We start from the raw sequence: 19,897 nt of genomic DNA on the forward strand, positions 1-19,897 counted from the left end.
ACCAACCGGACCGCGTGTCCACGATATTGGAGGATTTTGTGACTGAGTACGTATTGCCCGAACTCAAGTACGACTACGCCGCCCTTGAGCCGCACATCTCTGCGCGGATCATGGAGCTGCACCACAGCAAGCACCACGCAGCCTATGTCACCGGCGCCAACAACGCACTGGCCCAGCTTGCCGAAGCACGGGAAAAGGGCGACTTCGCCAACATCAACCGTCTCTCCAAGGACCTCGCGTTCCACACCGGCGGCCACATCAACCACTCGGTCTTCTGGAACAACCTGTCCCCGGACGGCGGCGACAAGCCCGAAGGCGAGCTGGCAGCTGCCATCGACGACGCGTTCGGTTCCTTCGATGCGTTCCGCGCCCAGTTCAGCGCCGCGGCACTGGGCCTGCAGGGCTCGGGCTGGGGCTTCCTGGCCTACGAACCCATCGGTGGAAACCTGGTCATCGAGCAGCTGTACGACCAGCAGGGGAACGTTGCCTTGGGCACCACGCCGCTGCTGATGCTGGACATGTGGGAGCACGCCTTCTACCTGGACTACGTCAACGTCAAGGCCGACTACGTCAAGGCATTCTGGAACATCGTCAACTGGGCCGACGTCGCCCAGCGCTTCGAGGCTGCACGCGCCAACGCCACGGGACTCATCACCCTCCCGTAGTGAGCTGCGTTATACATCGATGTAACAAACTTCACATTCTGACTTAAACCGGCCGGGATGTGGATGGTCCGCCCCCGCACTTGCGGGGGCGGACCCAGTTAAACGTAAGATGGGTCACGGAAGGCGGTTAGCCTTCAGCAATGAGGCTGGTCGCCCTCCGTGTTAATCATCTCTGCCCAATGGCGTGCGGGATCTGTTAGTTGGCTTGAACGCCCGCTCAACTAGTAGTGCTTCTCAAAGCACCAAGGAGACTGTAAAAGTGACGACCCGTATTGGTATCAACGGCTTCGGCCGCATTGGCCGCAACTACTTCCGCGCAGCACTTGCACAAGGCGCGGACCTGGAGATCGTTGCCGTCAACGACCTCACCAGCCCCGAAGCCCTGGCCCACCTGTTCAAGTACGACTCCGTCGGCGGACGCCTGAAGGAGACCATCGAGGTCAAGGACGGCAACATCGTCGTCAACGGCAACGTCGTCAAGGTCCTGGCCGAACGCGATCCCGCCAAGCTCCCCTGGGGCGAACTGGGCGTGGACATCGTGATCGAATCCACCGGGTTCTTCACCAAGGCAGCAGACGCCCAGAAGCACATCGATGCAGGCGCCAAGAAGGTCCTGATCTCAGCTCCGGCCTCGGACGAGGACATCACCATCGTGATGGGCGTCAACGACAAGCTCTACGACAACGCCACGCACAACATCATCTCCAACGCCTCCTGCACCACCAACTGCCTCGGCCCGCTGGCCAAGGTGGTCAACGACGAATTCGGCATTGAGCGTGGGCTCATGACCACCGTTCACGCCTACACCGCGGACCAGAACCTGCAGGACGGCCCGCACAAGGACCTGCGCCGTGCGCGTGCTGCCGCGATCAACATGGTCCCCACCTCCACCGGCGCCGCAAAGGCAATCGGCCTTGTCCTCCCCGAGCTCAAGGGCAAGCTGGACGGTTACGCCATCCGCGTCCCTGTGCCCACCGGCTCCGCCACCGACCTCACCGTCACCGTCTCCCGCGAGACCACCGTGGAGGAAGTCAACGCCGCCCTCAAGCGCGCCTCGGAGTCCGAGGAACTGCAGGGCTTCCTGACCTACACGGACGAGCCCATCGTCTCCTCCGACATCGTTGGCGACCCTGCGTCCTCGATCTTCGACGCCGGCCTGACCAAGGTCATCGGCAACCAGGTCAAGGTTGTTTCCTGGTATGACAACGAATGGGGCTACTCCAACCGCCTCGTCGACCTCACGGAGCTCGTGGCATCCAAGCTGGGCTAGGGTTAGACACATGACATCTCACACCCTCAACGAACTGATCGCTGAAGGTGTCCGCGGGCGGTACATTCTGGTTCGAAGTGACCTGAATGTGCCGCTCGACGGCTCTACAGTCACTGACGACGGCCGCATCAAGGCCTCACTTCCAGTGCTGTCAAAGCTCACGGACGCCGGTGCCCGCGTGCTGGTAACAGCCCACCTCGGACGCCCCAAGGGCGCCCCGGAGGACAAGTATTCCCTTCGCCCCGCCGTGGACCGCCTCGCCGAGCTGGCGGACTTCAAGGTCACCCTGGCAGCTGACACCGTGGGTGGTGCCGCCAAGGAGGCTGCTGCCGCCCTGCAGGACGGCGAAGTGCTGGTCCTGGAGAACGTCCGCTTCGACTCCCGGGAGACCAGCAAGGACGACGCCGAACGCGGCGCCTTCGCCGACGAACTCGTGGCACTCACCGGCGACAACGGCGCTTACGTGGACGATGCCTTCGGCGCCGTCCACCGCAAGCACGCCAGCGTCTATGACGTCGCCACCCGGTTGCCGTCATACCAGGGCGACCTGGTCCGTACGGAGGTGGAAGTCCTTCGGAAGCTGACCACCGACACCCAGCGTCCCTACGTCGTGGTGCTCGGCGGTTCCAAGGTCTCCGACAAGCTTGCGGTCATCGACAACCTGCTTGGCAAAGCCGACACCATCCTGGTGGGCGGCGGCATGCTGTTCACCTTCCTGGCAGCGTCCGGTCACAAGGTGGGCTCCAGCCTCCTGGAGGAAGACCAGATCCCCGTGGTCCAGGACTACCTCAAGCGGGCCGCGGATGCGGGTACCGAGTTTGTCGTGCCCACGGACGTCGTGGTGGCAGAGAAGTTTGCTGCCGACGCCGCGCACGAAACGGTGCCGGCGGAGGCCATCGAAGGCAGCAGCTTCGGTGCCAGCGGCATCGGCCTGGATATCGGCCCCAACACCGCTGCCGCGTTCGCGGAGCGCATCAAGGGAGCCCGCACGGTCTTCTGGAACGGACCTATGGGCGTCTTCGAATTCGAGGCGTTCTCCGCCGGCACCCGCGCCATCGCGCAGGCGCTGACGGAAACCGGGGGTTTCACCGTCGTGGGCGGCGGTGACTCCGCGGCTGCGGTGCGTACGCTGGGATTCGCAGACGACCAGTTCGGCCATATTTCCACTGGCGGCGGTGCAAGCCTGGAATACCTTGAAGGCAAGGAGCTTCCCGGCCTCAGCGTCCTGGACCGGTAGCACAACTGCCACAGCAGTATCGGACTGGACAGTCCTCCGGCCGGCAGGTTGCCCGCGGCAGCCTGCCGGCCGCACACATATCAAGACTTTTATGGAGATCACGTGACTACGTCAACGAACGGCGCCTTCGACCGCAAGCCCTTCATCGCGGGCAACTGGAAAATGAACATGGACCACGTGCAGGGCATCACCCTCCTGCAGAAGCTGGCCTGGACCCTCTCCGATGCCAAGCACGACTACAGCCGGGTCGAGGTTGCCGTTTTCCCGCCATTCACGGACCTCCGCGGCGTCCAGACTCTGGTCCAGGGCGATGACCTGCAGGTGGCCTACGGCGGCCAGGACCTTTCCCAGTTCGACTCCGGAGCCTACACCGGCGACATCTCCGGCCAATTCCTCGCCAAGCTTGGCTGCACCTACGTCCTGGTGGGCCACAGCGAACGCCGTACCATCCACAACGAGTCCGACGACGTCCTGAACGCCAAGGTCAAGGCGGCTTTCAAGCATGGGGTCACTCCGGTCCTGTGCGTCGGGGAGGGCCTGGAAATCCGCCAGGCGGGAACCCATGTGGAACACACGCTCCAGCAGCTCCGCGCCGGAGTTGCAGGGCTCACCAACGACCAGGCCGCCGAACTGGTGGTCGCCTACGAGCCCGTCTGGGCGATTGGCACCGGCGAGGTCGCGGGCCCCGAGGATGCGCAGGAAATGTGCGCTGCGATCCGGGCGGAGCTCGGCAACCTCTTCGGTGCGGACGTTGCCGCCAAGACCCGCCTGCTGTACGGCGGTTCGGTCAAGGCCAACAACGCCGCCGCCATCCTGCAGGAGCGCGACGTGGACGGGGTCCTGGTGGGCGGTGCCAGCCTTGATCCTGCCGAGTTTGCTAATATTGTCAGGTTCGAGAGCCACCTGGTCACGGACTAGTCCGGCGCCAGTACAAACTCCCGCCATCCCAACTTCCGAAAGGCCGTCGTGGACGTTCTTCATGTCATCCTGCAGATCCTCCTGGGCATCACCAGCCTCCTGCTGACGCTGCTGATCCTCTTGCACAAGGGTCGCGGCGGCGGGCTTTCCGATATGTTCGGCGGCGGCATGAGCTCGGGCCTTAGCTCCTCCGGGGTAGCCGAACGAAACCTCAACCGTTTCACCATCGTCTTGGGCGTTACGTGGGGCGTGGTAATCATTGCCCTCGGCCTGATTATGCGGTTCAGCGGCGGTGGCGACTCCTAAGGGTCCCGCTGACTAGGGTCCAGAGGCCCTCCCGCTGCCCGGATCGGGCATCTAAACTGTGGCTGTCGGTTTACCGGCGGCCACAGTTGCGTTTAAGCTGCCGAAACCGGCCATCCGCTTCGAGGCAGGAGATGTCATGGTCCATCCAGCATCGGGCTTTCGGGGGACCCGCGCCGGGGTGACGGCAGGGTCCGGATCGAGCCTGCAGTCCACCGATTCTTCCGCCCAGCCCCTCCCTCGCATCCGGGTGTCCTACTGGTGCGCGAAGGGACACGAGACCCAGCCAGTCTTCCTTAAGCTCCCCGAGGACCAGATTCCCGTGACCTGGGACTGCCGCCGCTGCGGGGGTCCCGCCTCCCGTGACGGCCAGGCGGCCGCCTTGGCTGATCCGTTCGACGACGGATACAAAAGCCACCTGGAATACGTTAAAGAGCGGCGCTCCGACCGGGACGCGGAAGACGTCCTGGCCGGAGCGCTGGAAAAGCTACGCGCCCGCGGCGTCTTTTCGGACGAGTTGCTGCGGGACACGTGAGGCGGCGTTCTCGTCGATCAGCCACAGGGTACGGGACGTACCGCGCGGTCCGGCGGCAGGTACCTGGACCGGGTTGGCGCCGGCAAGGGCAAGCCCTACCGCCCCGGCCTTGTCCTCTCCGGCCACCACCATCCAGACTTCTGACGCCGTATTAATGGCTGGCAGAGTCAGTGAAATGCGCAGCGGCGGGGGCTTGGGCGAGTTGCGGACGCCCACCACTGTGAGGTTCTTTTCCCTGATGCCGGCTTGCTCAGGAAACAAGGACGCGATGTGGGCGTCGGGGCCGACGCCCAGGAGTACCACGTCAAGGCGCGGCAACGCTGACGGCTCATCCGGGCGGTCATCGGACATGTCTGCTGCATGTTCGGCTGCTGCCGCTTCCCGGAGTTGCCGCGCATAGTCTTCGGCCGCCTCCTCTGCGGTACCGAAGTCGTCCGCGGAGCCCGGGGAGTGGACCCGTTCCGGGTCCACGGGAATGTGCGAGAGCAGGGCATCGAACGCCTGCTTGGTGTTCCGGTCCGGGTCCGCGGTACCAACGAAACGTTCGTCACCCCACCAGAAGTTGACCTTGGACCAATCGACGGCGGGAGCCGCCGGGGAATCGGCCACTGCCTTCAGCGTACCGATCCCCACGGTCCCCCCGGTGAGCACCACTGTGGCTTCGCCGTACTTGTCCTGGACATCAACGAGCTTGGTGATCAGGCGGGCCGCGATGGCGGCCATGAGGACGGACGAATCAGGATGGATGCTTACTCTGGGGTCAACGCTCACTGGGTCGGACGCTCCTTAGATTGGTACGTGGCAGTCCAATAGTAATCACTTCGCCAAACACTTCGTCCGGGTCAAGCCGGCGGAGCTCCTCGGCGAGGCAGTCGCGGAGGCTGCGTCGGGGGAGGGTGATCCGTTGGGCGGGTTGGCCGGGCTGGGTGAGTTCGGCGACCGAGAGTCCGGGGCGGAAGAGCTGCACGTCGCCGCCGGGCCGGCTGAGGCGGACGCGGCGGATCCCTGTCCCCGCCGGGTCCGCGACGATGGTCACGGGTGCGTCCAGGGTCAGCGTTAGCCACGCCGCGAGCAGGATGGTGGAGGGTGAGTCCGAGGCGCCTTCGACCGCGACCGCGGTGACGGGCGAGGAATCGACTTCGTCCAGTGCCGCGGCCAGCTGGATCCGCCAGTTGGTCAGCCGGGTCCATGCGAGGTCGGTGTCACCGGCTTTGTAGGTGTGGTGGATCCGTTCCAGTGCCGCCTGCGGGTCCGGTTCGTTGGCAGAGTCTGTGATCCTGCGGTGCGCGATCGCGCCGATGGAGGTCTCGCACGCGTTCTCGGGTGCCCCGTGCGGCCACCAGGCCACGATCGGGGCGTCCGGGAGCAGCAGGGCGGCCACCAGGGATTCGGACTCGTGCGCGAGCTGGCCATAGCCGCGGAGCACGATGACCTCGGATGCGCCGGCATCCCCGCCCACGCGTATCTGCGCGTCGAGCCGGTCCTCGGCGTCCTTTCCGGCGTCGGCCAGGACGATGATCCGGCAGGGGTGTTCCCGGCTGGCGTCATTTGCGGCCTCAATGGCTTCTTCCTCAAGCCCGGACTTGGTCACCACCACGAGGGTGAGGACCCGACCCAGGGCGATCACCCCGCCCTGCTCGCGCAGGGACATGAGCTTCTTGGATACCTTCGAGGTGGTGGTATCGGGCAGGTTTACGATCATGGCCTTCTCCAGGTTCGTCCGTCGCGGGCCAGCAGCTCATCGGCGCTGGCCGGGCCCCAGGAGCCGGGGGCATAGGGTTCGGGCTGTTCGGCCAGGGTGGCCCAGTATTCCTCGAACGGGTCCAGGATCTTCCAGGACAGCTCCACTTCCTGATGGCGCGGGAACAACGGCGGCTCACCAAGCAGAACGTCCAGGATCAGCCGCTCGTACGCTTCGGGGCTCGATTCGGTGAACGAGTGCCCGTAGCCGAAGTCCATGGTCACGTCACGGACTTCCATCTGGGTGCCGGGGACCTTGGAACCGAACCGGATGGTTACGCCCTCGTCGGGCTGGACCCGGATCACCACGGCATTCTGCCCGAAGTCGTCCTCGCCATGGTCGCGGAAGAGCAAATTCGGGGCTCGTTTGAAGACCACGGCAATCTCGGTGACGCGGCGGCCCAGGCGCTTGCCCGCACGCAGGTAGAACGGAACCCCGGACCAGCGGCGGGTGTGGATGTCCACCCGGATTGCCGCATAGGTCTCCGTGGTGGAGTCGGCGGGGATGCCTTCCTCTTCCAGATAGCCCTGGACCTGCTCGCCGCCCTGCCATCCACCGGTGAACTGGCCGCGCGCGGAGTGCGTGGAGAGATCGTCCGGGAGCTTGACCGCGGCGAGGACCTTTTCCTTCTCCGCCCGCAGGTCATCGGCGTTGAAGGAGATCGGTTCCTCCATAGCCGTCAGTGCCAGCAACTGGAGGAGGTGGTTCTGGATGACGTCGCGGGCCGCACCCACGCCGTCGTAATACCCGGCCCGGCCACCGGTGCCGATGTCCTCGGCCATGGTGATCTGGACATGGTCCACGTAGTTGGCGTTCCACAGCGGTTCGAACAGCTGGTTCGCGAAACGCAGTGCCAGGATGTTCTGGACCGTCTCCTTGCCCAGGTAGTGATCGATCCGGAACACGGCGTCCGGCGGGAAGACGGACTCGACAATGTCGTTAAGCTGCCGCGCCGATTCAAGGTCATGGCCGAACGGTTTCTCGATCACCACCCGCCGCCACTTGTCCCCGTCAGCCTGCGCCAGGCCGTGTTTGGAGAGCTGCCGGCACACCTGCTCGAACGCCTTGGGCGGGATCGACAGGTAGAACGCGTGGTTCCCGCGGGTGCCGCGGACGTCGTCGAGCTCCTTGATCGTCTCGCCGAGGCGCTCGAACGCGGCGTCGTCGTCGAACTCGCCCTGGACAAACCGGATGCCCTCGGACAGCTGGTTCCAGACCGCCTCATCGAACGGTGTGCGCGCGTGCTCCTGCACGGAGGCCTTCACCTCGGCGGCGAAGTCCTCCTTATCCCACTCACGGCGGGCAAATCCCACCAGCGCAAAGCTGGGAGGCAACAACCCGCGGTTGGCGAGGTCATACACCGCCGGCATGAGCTTCTTCCGGGCAAGGTCGCCTGTCACCCCGAAGAGGACAAGCGACGAAGGACCGGCAATCCGGTTCAAACGGCGGTCACGCGGGTCGCGCAACGGATTACGCCCGCGGCCCGCGCCCTTCCTGCCGTATTCAGTTTCTGGCATGGTTGCTTCTGCGCCTTAGCTCTCGGTTGCGGATGCGCGGGTGGACAGCGCTGCGACAAGGTCCTGCAGCTGCGCCACACCGGCGGCACGGTCGGTGAGGTGGAGGCGCAGCACGGGCCGGCCGTGCTGGCCCAGGACCTGGGCGTCGCCTGCTGCCTGGGCGGCAATGAGCTCGCCGAAGCTGAACGGCCGGTCCGGGATCGCGAGGTCCTCGGCCGCCGCAGCGGTGACCTGCAGGAAGACGCCGATCGCGGGGCCGCCCTTGTGGAACTGCCCGGTGGAGTGCAGGAAGCGCGGGCCCCAGCCGAACGTCACCGGCCGGCCGGAAGCCGCGGCGAGCTCGTCACGGATTCCTTCAAGGCCTGAAAAGGCCAGGCGGTCGAAGTACGCCTGGACGCTCAGGTAGCCGTCGGCAGCGAGCGTGGCAAGGAGTGCTTTGACGGCTTCGGCGGCGGTGGTGGCGCCGCCGAGCCAGTCGCCGCCCCGGACCTCGATGGCACCGTCCACGAAAGCGGCAGGGGTCGGCTCCGGCTGGGCATCCAGCAGCCCCCGGGCAGCCACCTTGGCGGCTTCCACGTCAGGCTGGTCGAAGGGGTTTATGCCCAGCAGCCGGCCCGCAACGGCGGTGGCGAACTCCCACACCATCATCTGGGTGGCGAGGCCTCCTGCGATGGCCACCTGGTTGTCTCCGAGTTCGACGTCGGCATCCGCGGCTACCAGCCGCACCACCAGGACGTCCTGCGCGCCGGAGGTCACCTCGGGCGCGTTGGGACCCGCCACGACAGGCAGGATGCCCGTCCCCAGCTTGCCCGTCGATTCAGCGATGAGCTGCTCGGCCCAGTCGGCGAAGCCAACGATGCCGGAGCCGTCCTCGGCAATGACGATCTTGTTCCGCAGCGGGCTGGTACCGCCGAGGGCGGCGCCCAGGGCGAGGCCGATGTTTTCGGGGGCGTCGTCATTGAGGACCTCGGCGGCTTCCTCGGCCTCATCCAGGAAGGCCTGGATATCAACCCCGGCCAGGCCGGAGGGCACCAGTCCGAACGCCGTCAGCGCCGAGTAGCGTCCGCCGACGTTCGGATCGGCGTTGAAAACCGCGCGGTAGCCGGTTTCGCGGGACGACTTGTCCAGCGGGGAACCGGGATCGGTCACGATGATGATCCGGCTCTTGGCGTCCAGCCCGGCCTCGGTGAAGGCCTGCTCGAAGATGCGGCGCTGTGAGTCGGTTTCCAGGGTGGAACCGGACTTGGACGAGACCACGATTGCGGTCTCGGCCAGCCGGTCTTCAAGGGCAGCACGGACCTGGTCGGGGTCCGTGCTGTCCAGCACCGTCAGCTCGACGCCGGCCGTGCCTGCGATAACCTCGGGGGCCAGCGAGGATCCGCCCATGCCGCAAAGCACGATCCGGGTGACGCCTTCGGCGCGCAGGGCGTCGCGGAGTTCCAGGATGTCCTTGACCAAGGATTGTGAAACGGTGGCCGCCTCCACCCAGCCGAGGCGGATGGCCGACTCCGACTCCGCATCAGGACCCCACAGGGTGTGGTCCTTCGCGAAGATCCGGGTGGCGATCCGGTCATTTACCAGGGCGGGAAGGTGCTGGTCCAGGGCTTGCTGGGCAGCGCCGGTGGCGTCGAAGCTGAGTGTGCTCATTGTGTGTTAGGAGGCCTTCCGTGCAGAGGCGAGGGCACCTTCGACGTCGGCCAGCAGTTCTTTCCAGCTGGCCACGAACTTGTCCAGGCCTTCGGTTTCGAGCAGGGCGACGACATCGTTGTAGGAGATGCCGAGCTTTTCCAGGGCGTCGAGGGTGGCGTTCGCCTCGGCGTACGTGCCGGTGACCGTATCACCGGTGACCACGCCGTGGTCGAAGGTGGCGTCCAGGGTCTTCTCCGGCATGGTGTTGACGACGCCGGGAGCGACAAGTTCGGTGACGTAGAGGGTGTCGGGGTACGCCGGGTCCTTCACGCCGGTGGAGGCCCACAGCGGACGCTGGGGGAGTGCCCCGGCCCCGGCGAGCAGTGCCCACCGCTCAGTCGAGAAGAGTTCCTCGTAGACCTGGTAGGCAAGGCGGGCGTTGGCAACGCCGGCCTTCCCCTTCAGTGCCTTGGCTTCGTCGGTGCCGATCTTGTCCAGGCGCTTGTCGATCTCGGTGTCCACCCGGGAGACAAAGAACGAGGCCACGGAGTGGATCTTCGCGAGGTCGTGGCCGTTCTCCTTGGCCTGCTCCAGGCCGGACTGGAAGGCGTTGATGACCGCGCGGTAACGCTCCAGGGAGAAGATCAGCGTTACGTTGACGCTGATGCCCTCGGCCAGGGTGGCGGTGATGGCCTCGAGGCCTTCCAGGGTTGCCGGGATCTTGATGTGGACGTTGTCCTTGTTGACCCGCTGGTAGAGGTGCTTGGCCTCGGCGATGGTGCCTGCGGTGTCCCAGGCCAGGCGGGGGTCGACTTCGATGGACACGCGGCCGTCGACGCCCTTGGTGGCTGCGGCCACCGGGGCGAAGAGGTCGCAGGCGTCGGCGACGTCGGTGGTGGTGATCTCGAAGATCGTGTCTTCCACGCTGGCGCCCTCTGCTGCCTTGCCGGCAATGATGGCGTCGTAGTCCGTGCCGGAGGTGATGGCTGCGTGGAAGATGGACGGGTTGGTGGTCACGCCAACCACGTTCTTCTCTTCAATGAGCTTGCGGAGGGTGCCGGTTTCCAGGCGTCCGCGGGAGAGGTCGTCGAGCCAGATGGAGACTCCGGCGTCGGAGAGCTGCTGGGTGGGAGTAGTCATTTCTGTATCTCCTAAAAGATGAGGTTTAGCCCTGGAGGCTGGAGAGGGAGTCCTTGGCGGCGGCAGCAACTGCTTCTGCCGTGATGCCGAATTCCTGGAAAAGGCGCTTGTAGTCGGCGGAAGCGCCGTAGTGCTCGAGGCTGATGGAACGGCCGGCGTCGCCGACGAATTCCCGCCAGCCCAAGGCCAGTCCGGCTTCAACCGAGACGCGTGCCTTGACGGCGGCCGGCAGGACGGATTCGCGGTAGGCGGCATCCTGCTTCTTGAACCACTCGACGCACGGCATGGAGACGACGCGGGCGGCGATACCGTCGGCCTGCAGCGCTTCGCGTGCCTGGACGGCCAGCTGGACCTCGGAACCGGTGGCAATGAGGATCACGTCGGCAGGTACCGTGGCGCCGTCTTTCGAAGCCTCGGCCAGGACGTAGCCGCCCTTCGCAACCCCGGCGGTGGAACCGAAGGTGTCGCCGTCGGCGTCGCCCGCACCGCGTTCCCACGTGGGGATGTTCTGGCGGGTCAGGACGATGCCTGCGGGGTTGGCGTGGTTTTCCAGCATGGTTTTCCAGGCGGCAGCAACCTCGTTGGCGTCGCCGGGGCGGACCACGTCCAGTCCCACGATGGCGCGCAGTGAGGCCAGCTGTTCCACCGGCTGGTGGGTGGGGCCGTCCTCGCCCAGGCCGATGGAGTCGTGCGTCCAGACGTACAGGGACGGCACACCCATCAGTGCGCCGAGGCGGATGGCGGGCCGCTGGTAGTCGCTGAAGATCAGGAAGGTGCCCGAGAACGCCCGGGTGTTTCCTGCCAGGCTGATGCCGTTGACGATCGACGCGGCAGCGTGCTCGCGGATGCCGAAGTGCAGCACCCGGCCGTACGGGTTGCCGGACCACGCGTCGGTCTGCTTGGAGGCCGGCACGAAGGACGGCGAGCCCTCGATGGTGGTGTTGTTGGACTCGGCGAGGTCGGCGGAGCCGCCCCAGAGTTCGGGCATGACCGGGCCCAGCGCATTGAGGACCTTGCCGGACGCCGCGCGGGTGGAAACGTCCTTGCCTGCGGGGAACACGGGCAGGGCGTCGTCGATGCCCTCGGGAAGTTCGCGGGCTTCGATGCGCTGCAGCAGTGCTGCCCCTTCCGGGTTGGCTGCCTGCCAGGCGTTGAACGACTCTTCCCACTCTTTGTGTTCGGCAGCGCCGCGTTCAACCACCGCACGGGCGTGTTCGAGCACTTCCTGGTCCACGTCGAAGGACTTGGCGGGGTCGAAGCCCAGGACTTCCTTCAGCGCGGCGACTTCCTCGGCGCCCAGGGCCGAGCCGTGGATCTTGCCGGTGTTCTGCTTCTTGGGTGCCGGGTAGCCGATGACGGTGCGCAGCGAGATGATTGACGGCTTGGAGGTTTCGGCCTTCGCGGCGAGCAGGGCCGAGTAGAGCTCCTGGACGTCTTCCTTGTATTCGCCCGTGCGGGTCCAGTCCACGCGCTGGGTGTGCCAGCCGTAGGCCTCGTAGCGCTTCAGGACATCCTCGGTGAACGCGATGTCGGTGTCGTCCTCGATGGAAATGTGGTTCTCGTCGTAGATCACCACGAGGTTGCCAAGCTCCTGGTGGCCGGCAAGCGAGGATGCCTCGGAGGTCACGCCTTCCTGGAGGTCGCCGTCGGAGGCGATAACCCAGATGGTGTGGTCGAACGGCGATTCGCCCGCGGGAGCGTCGGCGTCAAAAAGACCGCGCTGGCGGCGCTGCGAGTAGGCAAAGCCCACGGAGGACGCCAAGCCTTGGCCCAGCGGGCCGGTAGTGATTTCCACGCCGGCCGTGTGCTTGTACTCAGGGTGGCCCGGGGTGAGTGAACCCCAGGTGCGGAGCGCTTCCAGGTCCTTCAGTTCCAGCCCATAGCCGGAAAGGAACAGCTGGATGTAGAGCGTGAGGGAGGTGTGGCCGGGGGACAGGATGAAGCGGTCGCGGCCCAGCCAGTGCGGATCACGCGGATCGTGGCGCATCAGCTTCTGGAAAAGAAGGTACGCGGCCGGGGCCAGGCTCATCGCCGTACCCGGGTGGCCGTTGCCAACCTTTTCTACGGCATCCGCCGCCAGCACGCGGATGGTATCCACGGCGCGCTGGTCCAGGCTGGTCCATGACAGTTCTTGCTCTTCCAAATGTGGCACGAAAACCGGGCCCCTCTCTGTGCTGGTGGCAGTGGTACACCGGATCCGGCTAAGGGCGCGCTCTGTGGCGCCGCTTTGGTGTGTACCAGCCGTTCACCATCGAAACGTTGATCTTTGCATTCAGTCACGAACAGCAAGTGGGAATGCGTTTTCCACCGCTTACTTGCTGCGTGCTGATCTGGTGACAGCTTAGCTCTTATCCATAGTCCGGGCGGCCCGAATCTCACGTTTTGGACGCAATTTCCCCTTTTGTGAAAGGCTCCGGCGGAAGGCTGAGTTAATCTGCTCGAATGGGCCTGCGAGCGATCAACTGCGCATATGGCAGGCCCCGGACGGGGGTGCCGGCACGGTATGATATTCGGAGGCCAACACCGGTGGGCACCACTGCAGCCGGAGTCTCCCGGCAGATGCAGGCACATGGCAATTTCTTTTCGTCGTGCCATGCCCGGGGCGGGGCCGCACGACCGGAGCTGCACAGCCAGCCTCAACTGCCACACAGAACGGGTGACTGCCACCGTGAGCACAACAGATACGCCGCTAAACGCATCCCGGGCCTCCGGCGCCGGGTTTGCCCGCAAGGCAAAGGCGTATCTCGCCCTCACCAAGCCCCGCGTGATCGAACTGCTCCTGGTGAGCACCCTGCCCACCATGATCTACGCCGAGCGGGGCTTCCCGCCCATCGGCCTGATCCTTGCCACCCTGGTGGGGGGCGCCTTCGCCGCCGGAAGTGCCGGGGCATTCAACTGCTACATCGACCGGGATATCGACAAGCTGATGCACCGCACCGAAAACCGGCCGCTGGTGACGGGCGAAGTCACGCCCCGCGAAGCGCTGGTCTTCTCGTGGCTGCTGGGTGCGGCGGCGATCGTGATCCTCTGGTTTGGTGCCAACCCGCTGTCAGCCTGGCTCGGCCTGGGCGCCATCTTCTTCTACGTGGTGGTCTACACCATGATCCTGAAGCGCCGTACCGCACAGAACATTGTGTGGGGCGGCGCGGCAGGGTGCTTCCCGGTCCTGATTGCCTGGGCTGCGGTGACCAATTCGGTGGAGTGGCCGGCGGTCATCCTCTTCATGGTGATCTTCCTGTGGACACCGCCGCACTACTGGCCGCTGTCCATGCGCTACGGCGAGGACTACCGCAACGCCAATGTCCCGATGCTCGGCGCCATCGCCGGCGCCAAGGTGGTTTCCGTCCAGGTTGTCCTCTATGCCTGGGCCATGGTCGCCTGCTCGCTGCTGATGATTCCCGCAGGCGGTGCCGGTTGGGTCTACACGGCCACCGCCGTCCTGGCGGGCGCATGGTTCCTTTATGAGTCCCATGCCCTGTATGGGCGTGCGCAGCGGGAGGACATCCCCGACAAGCGGGCCATGAAGGTGTTCCACGGCTCCATCAGCTACCTGACCCTGCTCTTTATCGCCCTCGCCGTCGATCCCTTCATTGGCCGAGCGGTGGCAGGCGGCTAGCTGAAACGCCGCACCAACCTGCCGGCGGCCCCCACCTCACGGTGGGGGCCGCTTTTTGTTGTTGAGCCTTGTTGGGCGGCAAGCGTGGGGTAAGCCACTGATTCGTTGCCTTGGCGAACAATATGACATCTTTGTCATATCTATCACGTTAACTGTCATTGAACATGACCAGCTGCTTACGGTGGACCGGACCCTTCCCGCAAGCAAAGGAAAGAGCCCATGGAAGCCCGTCCCACAGCCGTCCCCGCTCCCAGCCACAGCCCACCGGGTGGAAACTGGAATCCGCTCCGGAAAAAACCCGGCATCCCCGGGTTTGCTTCCCATCTCGGTGCCGACATTCCCGCTTCACTGGTGGTGTTCCTCGTCGCGCTCCCGCTCTCGCTTGGCATTGCGGCCGCATCCGGTGCCCCGATCATGGCGGGATTGATCGCCGCCGCCATCGGCGGCATCGTGGCTGGCAGCCTTGGCGGCTCGCCGCTCCAGGTGAGTGGTCCCGCCGCCGGGCTGACCGTCGTCGTGGCCGGCCTGGTGCAGGAGTTCGGCTGGCAGGTGACGTGCGCCATCACCGTGGCCGCCGGCGTCGTGCAGCTGCTGCTGGGCACCTGCCGCGTCGGCCGGGCAGCCCTGGCCGTTTCCCCCGTGGTGGTCAAAGCCATGCTCGCCGGCATCGGCGTCACCATCATCCTGCAGCAGCTGCACGTGCTGCTGGGATCGCGGCCCGCAGGCTCTGCGCTTGAGAACCTCGCAGGACTGCCCGCCGCCATTATTAACCTGGAACTGCATGCCGCCCTGCTGGGCCTGGCGGTCATCGTGATCCTGCTGTGTTGGCGGTTCCTTCCCGCCATTGTCCGCCGGGTGCCCGGCCCGCTGGCAGCAGTTGCCGCCGGTACCGCGTTGGCGGTCGCCTTTGCCCCGGGGGTGGAACGGATCTCCCTCGACGGTTCGATCTTCGATGCGATCGCCCTGCCGCAGCTTCCCGACGGAAACTGGCGGGCGTTCGCTTTCGCAGTCCTGACCATGGCCCTGATCGCGAGCATCGAATCCCTCCTTTCCGCGGTTGCAGTGGACAAAATGCACACCGGACCGCGAACCAACCTCAACAAGGAACTCGTCGGCCAAGGCGCCGCAAACATCGTCTCCGGATCACTGGGCGGCCTTCCCGTCACGGGTGTGATCGTCCGCAGCGCCACCAACGTGGAAGCCGGCGCGGCCACCCGCACGTCCGCCGTGCTGCATGGCATCTGGGTCCTCGCCTTCTCGGCGCTCTTCGCCGGACTGATTCAGCTCATCCCGCTGGCCGTCCTCGCCGGCCTGCTGGTGGTCATCGGTGCACGCCTGATCAAGGTGGCCGATATCCGCACCAGCCTGCGGACCGGTGACCTCCTGATCTACGCCGTGACCCTTGGCTGCGTCGTCTTCCTGAACCTGTTGGAGGGCGTCATGATCGGGCTCGCCCTGGCCGCCGCGTGCGTGCTGTGGCGGGTCCTGCGCGCCCCGATCCAGGCCCACCCGCCCGCCGCCGCGTCGTCGCCCTGGCGGGTGACAGTTGCCGGATCCTGCAGCTTCTTCGCCCTGCCGCGGCTGAACGGGACGCTGCAGTCAATCCCCGCCGCCGTGGACGTCGTCGTGGAACTGAATGCGGACTACGTGGACCATTCGTTCCGCGAAGCCCTGCTGGCCTGGCAGGTCCAGCACCAGGCCACAGGCGGCACCGTGAACCTCGAAGAGCACGGGAACACGCTGTTCCGGGACGCGGCACACCAATCGCCCCGCCGCGGAGAAGCCAGCGAGCTGCCGCTGCCACCCCGGAAGGAATCCCTGCTGCAGGGAATCAACAAGTATCACCGCCGGTTCGCGGACCAGGTGCGTCCCCTGGTGCACGACCTGGCCGAAGTGCAGAACCCGGACAGCCTGTTCGTGGCCTGCGTTGACTCGCGCGTGAACCCCAACCTGATCACCAGCAGTGGTCCGGGCGATCTGCTCACCCTGCGGAACATCGGCAACGTTGTGTGCAACCACGGCCAGGATTCCTCGATCGACTCGGCCCTGTCCTTCGCCGTCACGGGCCTGGGCGTGAAGTCGCTGGTGATCTGCGGGCATTCAAACTGTGGCGCCATGAAGGCGCTGATCGCCGAGGCGGACGGCGCGGACCACGCTTCCCTGGGCCCGGCGTTCGGGCGTTGGCTGGGGCACGCCCGGCAAAGCCATGCCGAACTGCTGGCGGGCCACCCGGTGGGGAGGCAGGCAGCCGCCGCCGGGTACGGCACGGTGGACCAGTTGGCGATGGTCAACGTCGCCGTGCAGCTGGGCAAGCTCCACAACCATCCGCACGCGGGGCCGGCCCTGGCCGGCGGGCAGGTCCAGGCAACCGGCCTGTTCTACGACATTGCCACCGCGCGGGTCCTCGAAGTGACGCCGGACGGCATAGCGGACCTCGACCCGGCGCTCGGGTCCAGGCTGCAGGACGGCGCCTTGACGTCCGGTTAGTCCGGGCACCTGCGGCACGGCCTGCGACTAGAGGAAAGGCGCCCCGGTCCATAGACGGACCGGGGCGCCTTCTTCGTGGCGGTGCCTGAACCTACGTGGCTGTGCTCGAGCGGGCGAGATCCCAGGCGTTCGTCGATGCGGCCATCAGCAACGCGGCGCCGAGCATATGGGCCGCCACCAGCAATGCGGGAATGCCGTTGTAGTACTGGGTGAACCCGATGACAGCCTGCAGGACCGTGACTCCGAGGAGGGCCAGCACGGCGGTCCGGAACGGGCCGGTGATCCGCCGGCGCACCACCAGGACGAGGGCCACCGCCGTGCCGGCAGTCACCAAGTAGGCGGGTACGGCATGGATGTGCGACACAAGGTCCCAGTCGAGGTTGTTGCGGGGCGCATCGGCGTCACCGGCGTGCGGCCCGGCCCCGGTCACCACCACGCCAAGCATGACGGCCACGGCAGAGAAGAGGGCGACGGCGGCCGTCACCGGGCGCAGGACCGCGGGGAGCACGGCCGGCCGGGCCGCCAGGAAACGGCCGGTCCGGCCGAAAGCGCGGTTCACCAGCAAGGTGGAGAACACCACCAGGGCCATCGACACCAGGAAGTGCAGGCCCACCACCCATGGGTTGAGGTTGGTCAGCACGGTGATGCCGCCGATCACGGCCTGCGCCGGGATGCTGGCCAGCAGGCCCAGGGCCAGCAGGAAGAGGTCCTTGCGTTCGTTCCGCAGGTTCCACAGGTACACCAGCAACAGCACGGCAATCGCGGCCAGGACAAACGTCAGGAGCCTGTTCCCGAATTCGATGAAACCGTGAATGCCCATTTCCGGGGTGTTCACCAGCGAATCGGAAGTGCAGCGCGGCCACGTGGGGCAGCCAAGTCCGGACGCCGTCAGCCGGACGGCGCCGCCGGTGACCACCAGGAGTGTCTGGCCAATCAGCGACGCGACAGCGAGGCGGCGGACGCGGACGTCCACGGTGCGGGGCAGCCGGGACGCCAGGCGGCTGGCGAGCTGGGGGAGGCGGGAAGCCGTGGTCACGATTTTCTCAATTCCACTTGAACCAACGGATGGCTGCGGCCCCGGCGATGACGGTCCAGAGCAGCAGGATGAGGGCGGCGCCGCCATTGACGGCCCCGCCCAGGAAAGCGGCGCGCATGGATTCGCCGAGCGCGCCGGAGGGCAGGAAGTGGATGACGGCCTGGGCTGCGGCGGGCAGCCGTTCGGCAGGGATGACGATGCCGCCCATGGCGCCCAGGAGGATCCACAGCAGGTTGGTGATGGCCAGGGTCGCTTCCGGCCGCACCGTTCCGGCCACCAGCAGCCCCAGCGACGTGAAGGCTGCGGCGCCAAGCGCCAGCAGTCCCAGGCCGGGAAGCCAGCCGGCCGCCGTCGGCTGCCAGCCCAGGGCCAGCGCCACGAGGCCCACCACAACCACCTGCAGGCAGAGGACGGCCAGGACGGAAAGGACCTTGCCGGCGATCAGGCCGCCACGGCCGAGCGGCGTGGTGGAAAGGAACCGCAGGACGCCGTACCGGCGGTCAAACCCGGTGGCGATGCCCTGGCCGGTGAAGGCGGTTGACATCGCGCAGAGGGCCAGGATGCCGGGGACCGCCACGTTCACGCGGCTGGAGCCCATGCCGTCCAGGAACGGGGTCACCGTCAGGCCAACCAGGGCAAGGAGCGGAAGCACCACTGCAAGGATCAGCTGTTCTCCGTTCCGGAGCATCGTCAGTGCCTCGTACTTGCCCTGCAGCAGCACACGGCGAAGCAGGGGAGCGGGCTGCTGGTGCTCCTGCAGTGCTGCGGCACTCATCGGATGTCCTTTCCCGAGATATCCAAAAAGACGTCTTCAAGGCTACGCGCCTGAAGGCTCATCGAGGCCGGCATGATGCCCTTCGCTTCCCACCACTGCGCCAGGGCGGCCAGATGGCGCGGTGTCAGGGTGCCGGTCACCGTGTAGCTCCCGGCGCGTACTTCGGAGACGTCGACGCCGGCGGGCAGCACGGCGGCCACGTCCAGGCCGGCCGGTGCCTCGAAGACCAGGGTCCGGACGTGTTCGGCGCCCGGGTCCGCCACCGGGCTGCGCTGCAGCAGTTCCTGGACCGTTCCCTCTGCCACGTTGCGGCCGCCGTCGATGATGTAGACGTAATCGGCAAGGCGCTGGGCATCGTCCATCAGGTGTGTCGTGAGGATGATGCCCATGCCGCCGTCGCGAAGTTCGGCAATCAGCTCGAACACCAGCTGGCGGGACTGCGGATCCAGGCCGGCGCTTGGCTCGTCGAGGAACAGTACTTCGGGACGGCCAATCAGGGCGGCGGCCAGGGCAAGGCGCTGCTTTTGGCCGCCGGACAGCCTGCGGACGCTGGTCCGGCTGAAGGTATCGATGCCCAGCCTGCCCACCAGGTCTTCAAGGGGCCAGGGGTCGGCGTAGAGGCCGGCGATGTGCCGCAGCAGCGGCAGTGGCCTTGCCGACGGCGGGAGCCCGCCATCCTGGAGCATGACGCCAACGCGGGCGCGGAGGCCGGACCCGGCCGCGGCCGGGTCCTGGCCCAGCAGCGAGATGCTGCCGCCGCTGCGTTTCTGCAGGCCTTGGGCGCATTCGAGGGTGGTTGTCTTGCCGGCACCGTTGGCGCCCAGCAACGCGGTCACTTCCCCCCGCTCGGCGATGAGTGAAACGCCGCTCACCACCCGAAGCATCTTTCCGTCCAGGTTGGATAGGGGGCCTACGTCCTTGATGAGCCCATTAATGGACAGGACAGGGGACTTGGGGGATCGCACCACAGTATTCTACGGGATGTAGTATTCAGTGCCGTCCTTGCTGCGGCTCCCGCGTCCGGCGCC

The 19,897-nt window shown here is 66.2% G+C and carries 17 protein-coding genes; 8 read left to right on the forward strand and 9 right to left on the reverse strand.

Features of this window, described 5'->3' with window-relative positions; translation table 11 throughout:
- The first annotated feature begins 38 nt into the window (after window positions 1–38).
- From DFO47_RS09690 to DFO47_RS09715, 6 genes are all read left to right on the forward strand, one after another.
- A complete protein-coding gene (locus DFO47_RS09690; protein WP_026264449.1) occupies window positions 39–665 on the forward strand; it encodes a superoxide dismutase in 627 nt (208 codons plus the stop codon).
- A gap of 259 nt (window positions 666–924) precedes the next feature.
- Window positions 925–1,935 carry a type I glyceraldehyde-3-phosphate dehydrogenase gene (gene gap / locus DFO47_RS09695; protein ID WP_018761257.1) on the forward strand — a complete coding sequence of 337 codons (1,011 nt, stop codon included), beginning with the start codon at window positions 925–927 and terminating at the stop codon, window positions 1,933–1,935.
- A gap of 10 nt (window positions 1,936–1,945) precedes the next feature.
- Entirely contained in the window at window positions 1,946–3,172 is a 1,227-nt protein-coding gene (locus tag DFO47_RS09700; RefSeq protein WP_018761258.1) for a phosphoglycerate kinase, read from the forward strand.
- Between the two features lie 102 nt (window positions 3,173–3,274).
- Window positions 3,275–4,090 carry a triose-phosphate isomerase gene (gene tpiA, locus DFO47_RS09705; RefSeq protein WP_133831520.1) on the forward strand — a complete coding sequence of 272 codons (816 nt, stop codon included), beginning with the start codon at window positions 3,275–3,277 and terminating at the stop codon, window positions 4,088–4,090.
- 48 nt (window positions 4,091–4,138) lie between these two features.
- Entirely contained in the window at window positions 4,139–4,396 is a 258-nt protein-coding gene (gene secG, locus DFO47_RS09710) for a preprotein translocase subunit SecG (RefSeq protein WP_018761260.1), read from the forward strand.
- A gap of 136 nt (window positions 4,397–4,532) precedes the next feature.
- A complete protein-coding gene (locus DFO47_RS09715; protein WP_018761261.1) occupies window positions 4,533–4,928 on the forward strand; it encodes an RNA polymerase-binding protein RbpA in 396 nt (131 codons plus the stop codon).
- Here the strand turns inward: DFO47_RS09715 and pgl are convergent.
- From pgl to tkt, 6 genes are read right to left on the reverse strand one after another with little or no spacing between them, the layout of a single operon-like run.
- The gene (gene pgl / locus DFO47_RS09720; RefSeq protein WP_109044629.1) at window positions 4,881–5,699 is read right to left on the reverse strand and encodes a 6-phosphogluconolactonase; all 819 of its coding nucleotides are present in this window, start codon (window positions 5,697–5,699) and stop codon (window positions 4,881–4,883) included. The genes DFO47_RS09715 and pgl overlap by 48 nt on opposite strands.
- Complete coding sequence (locus DFO47_RS09725) at window positions 5,689–6,630, reverse strand: glucose-6-phosphate dehydrogenase assembly protein OpcA (protein ID WP_018761263.1); 942 nt, start codon at window positions 6,628–6,630, stop codon at window positions 5,689–5,691. Before DFO47_RS09725 ends, pgl begins: the two co-directional genes overlap by 11 nt.
- Window positions 6,627–8,186 (reverse strand): glucose-6-phosphate dehydrogenase, encoded by a 1,560-nt coding sequence (gene zwf / locus DFO47_RS09730; RefSeq protein ID WP_026264452.1) that lies wholly within the window; start codon window positions 8,184–8,186, stop codon window positions 6,627–6,629. The genes DFO47_RS09725 and zwf overlap by 4 nt, the downstream gene beginning before the upstream one ends.
- Before the next feature lie 15 nt (window positions 8,187–8,201).
- Window positions 8,202–9,833: a glucose-6-phosphate isomerase gene (locus DFO47_RS09735; protein ID WP_133831521.1), complete on the reverse strand. Its 1,632-nt coding sequence runs from the start codon at window positions 9,831–9,833 to the stop codon at window positions 8,202–8,204.
- A 6-nt stretch (window positions 9,834–9,839) separates the two neighbouring features.
- Window positions 9,840–10,955: a transaldolase gene (tal, locus tag DFO47_RS09740; protein ID WP_018761266.1), complete on the reverse strand. Its 1,116-nt coding sequence runs from the start codon at window positions 10,953–10,955 to the stop codon at window positions 9,840–9,842.
- Between the two features lie 25 nt (window positions 10,956–10,980).
- Window positions 10,981–13,098, reverse strand: a complete 2,118-nt coding sequence (tkt, locus tag DFO47_RS09745; protein ID WP_109044628.1) for a transketolase — start codon at window positions 13,096–13,098, stop codon at window positions 10,981–10,983.
- 513 nt (window positions 13,099–13,611) lie between these two features.
- Between tkt and DFO47_RS09750 the strand changes: the two genes are divergently transcribed.
- Window positions 13,612–14,571: a heme o synthase gene (locus DFO47_RS09750; protein ID WP_133831522.1), complete on the forward strand. Its 960-nt coding sequence runs from the start codon at window positions 13,612–13,614 to the stop codon at window positions 14,569–14,571.
- A 219-nt stretch (window positions 14,572–14,790) separates the two neighbouring features.
- Complete coding sequence (locus DFO47_RS09755; RefSeq protein ID WP_133831523.1) at window positions 14,791–17,058, forward strand: bifunctional SulP family inorganic anion transporter/carbonic anhydrase; 2,268 nt, start codon at window positions 14,791–14,793, stop codon at window positions 17,056–17,058.
- Window positions 17,059–17,149: 91 nt separating this feature from the next.
- Here the strand turns inward: DFO47_RS09755 and DFO47_RS09760 are convergent, their stop codons facing one another.
- Genes DFO47_RS09760 through DFO47_RS09770 form a run of 3 tightly spaced genes read right to left on the reverse strand, consistent with a single transcriptional unit; the run spans window position 17,150 to window position 19,834 of the window.
- A complete protein-coding gene (locus tag DFO47_RS09760) occupies window positions 17,150–18,094 on the reverse strand; it encodes a COX15/CtaA family protein (protein ID WP_133831524.1) in 945 nt (314 codons plus the stop codon).
- Window positions 18,095–18,101: 7 nt separating this feature from the next.
- The gene (locus DFO47_RS09765) at window positions 18,102–18,869 is read right to left on the reverse strand and encodes an ABC transporter permease (protein WP_133831525.1); all 768 of its coding nucleotides are present in this window, start codon (window positions 18,867–18,869) and stop codon (window positions 18,102–18,104) included.
- Window positions 18,866–19,834, reverse strand: a complete 969-nt coding sequence (locus DFO47_RS09770) for an ABC transporter ATP-binding protein (RefSeq protein WP_109044704.1) — start codon at window positions 19,832–19,834, stop codon at window positions 18,866–18,868. The genes DFO47_RS09765 and DFO47_RS09770 overlap by 4 nt, the downstream gene beginning before the upstream one ends.
- Window positions 19,835–19,897 lie beyond the last annotated feature (63 nt).

Origin of the sequence: Arthrobacter sp. AG258 (genome assembly GCF_004364695.1) — a bacterium.
GTDB lineage: Bacteria > Actinomycetota > Actinomycetes > Actinomycetales > Micrococcaceae > Arthrobacter.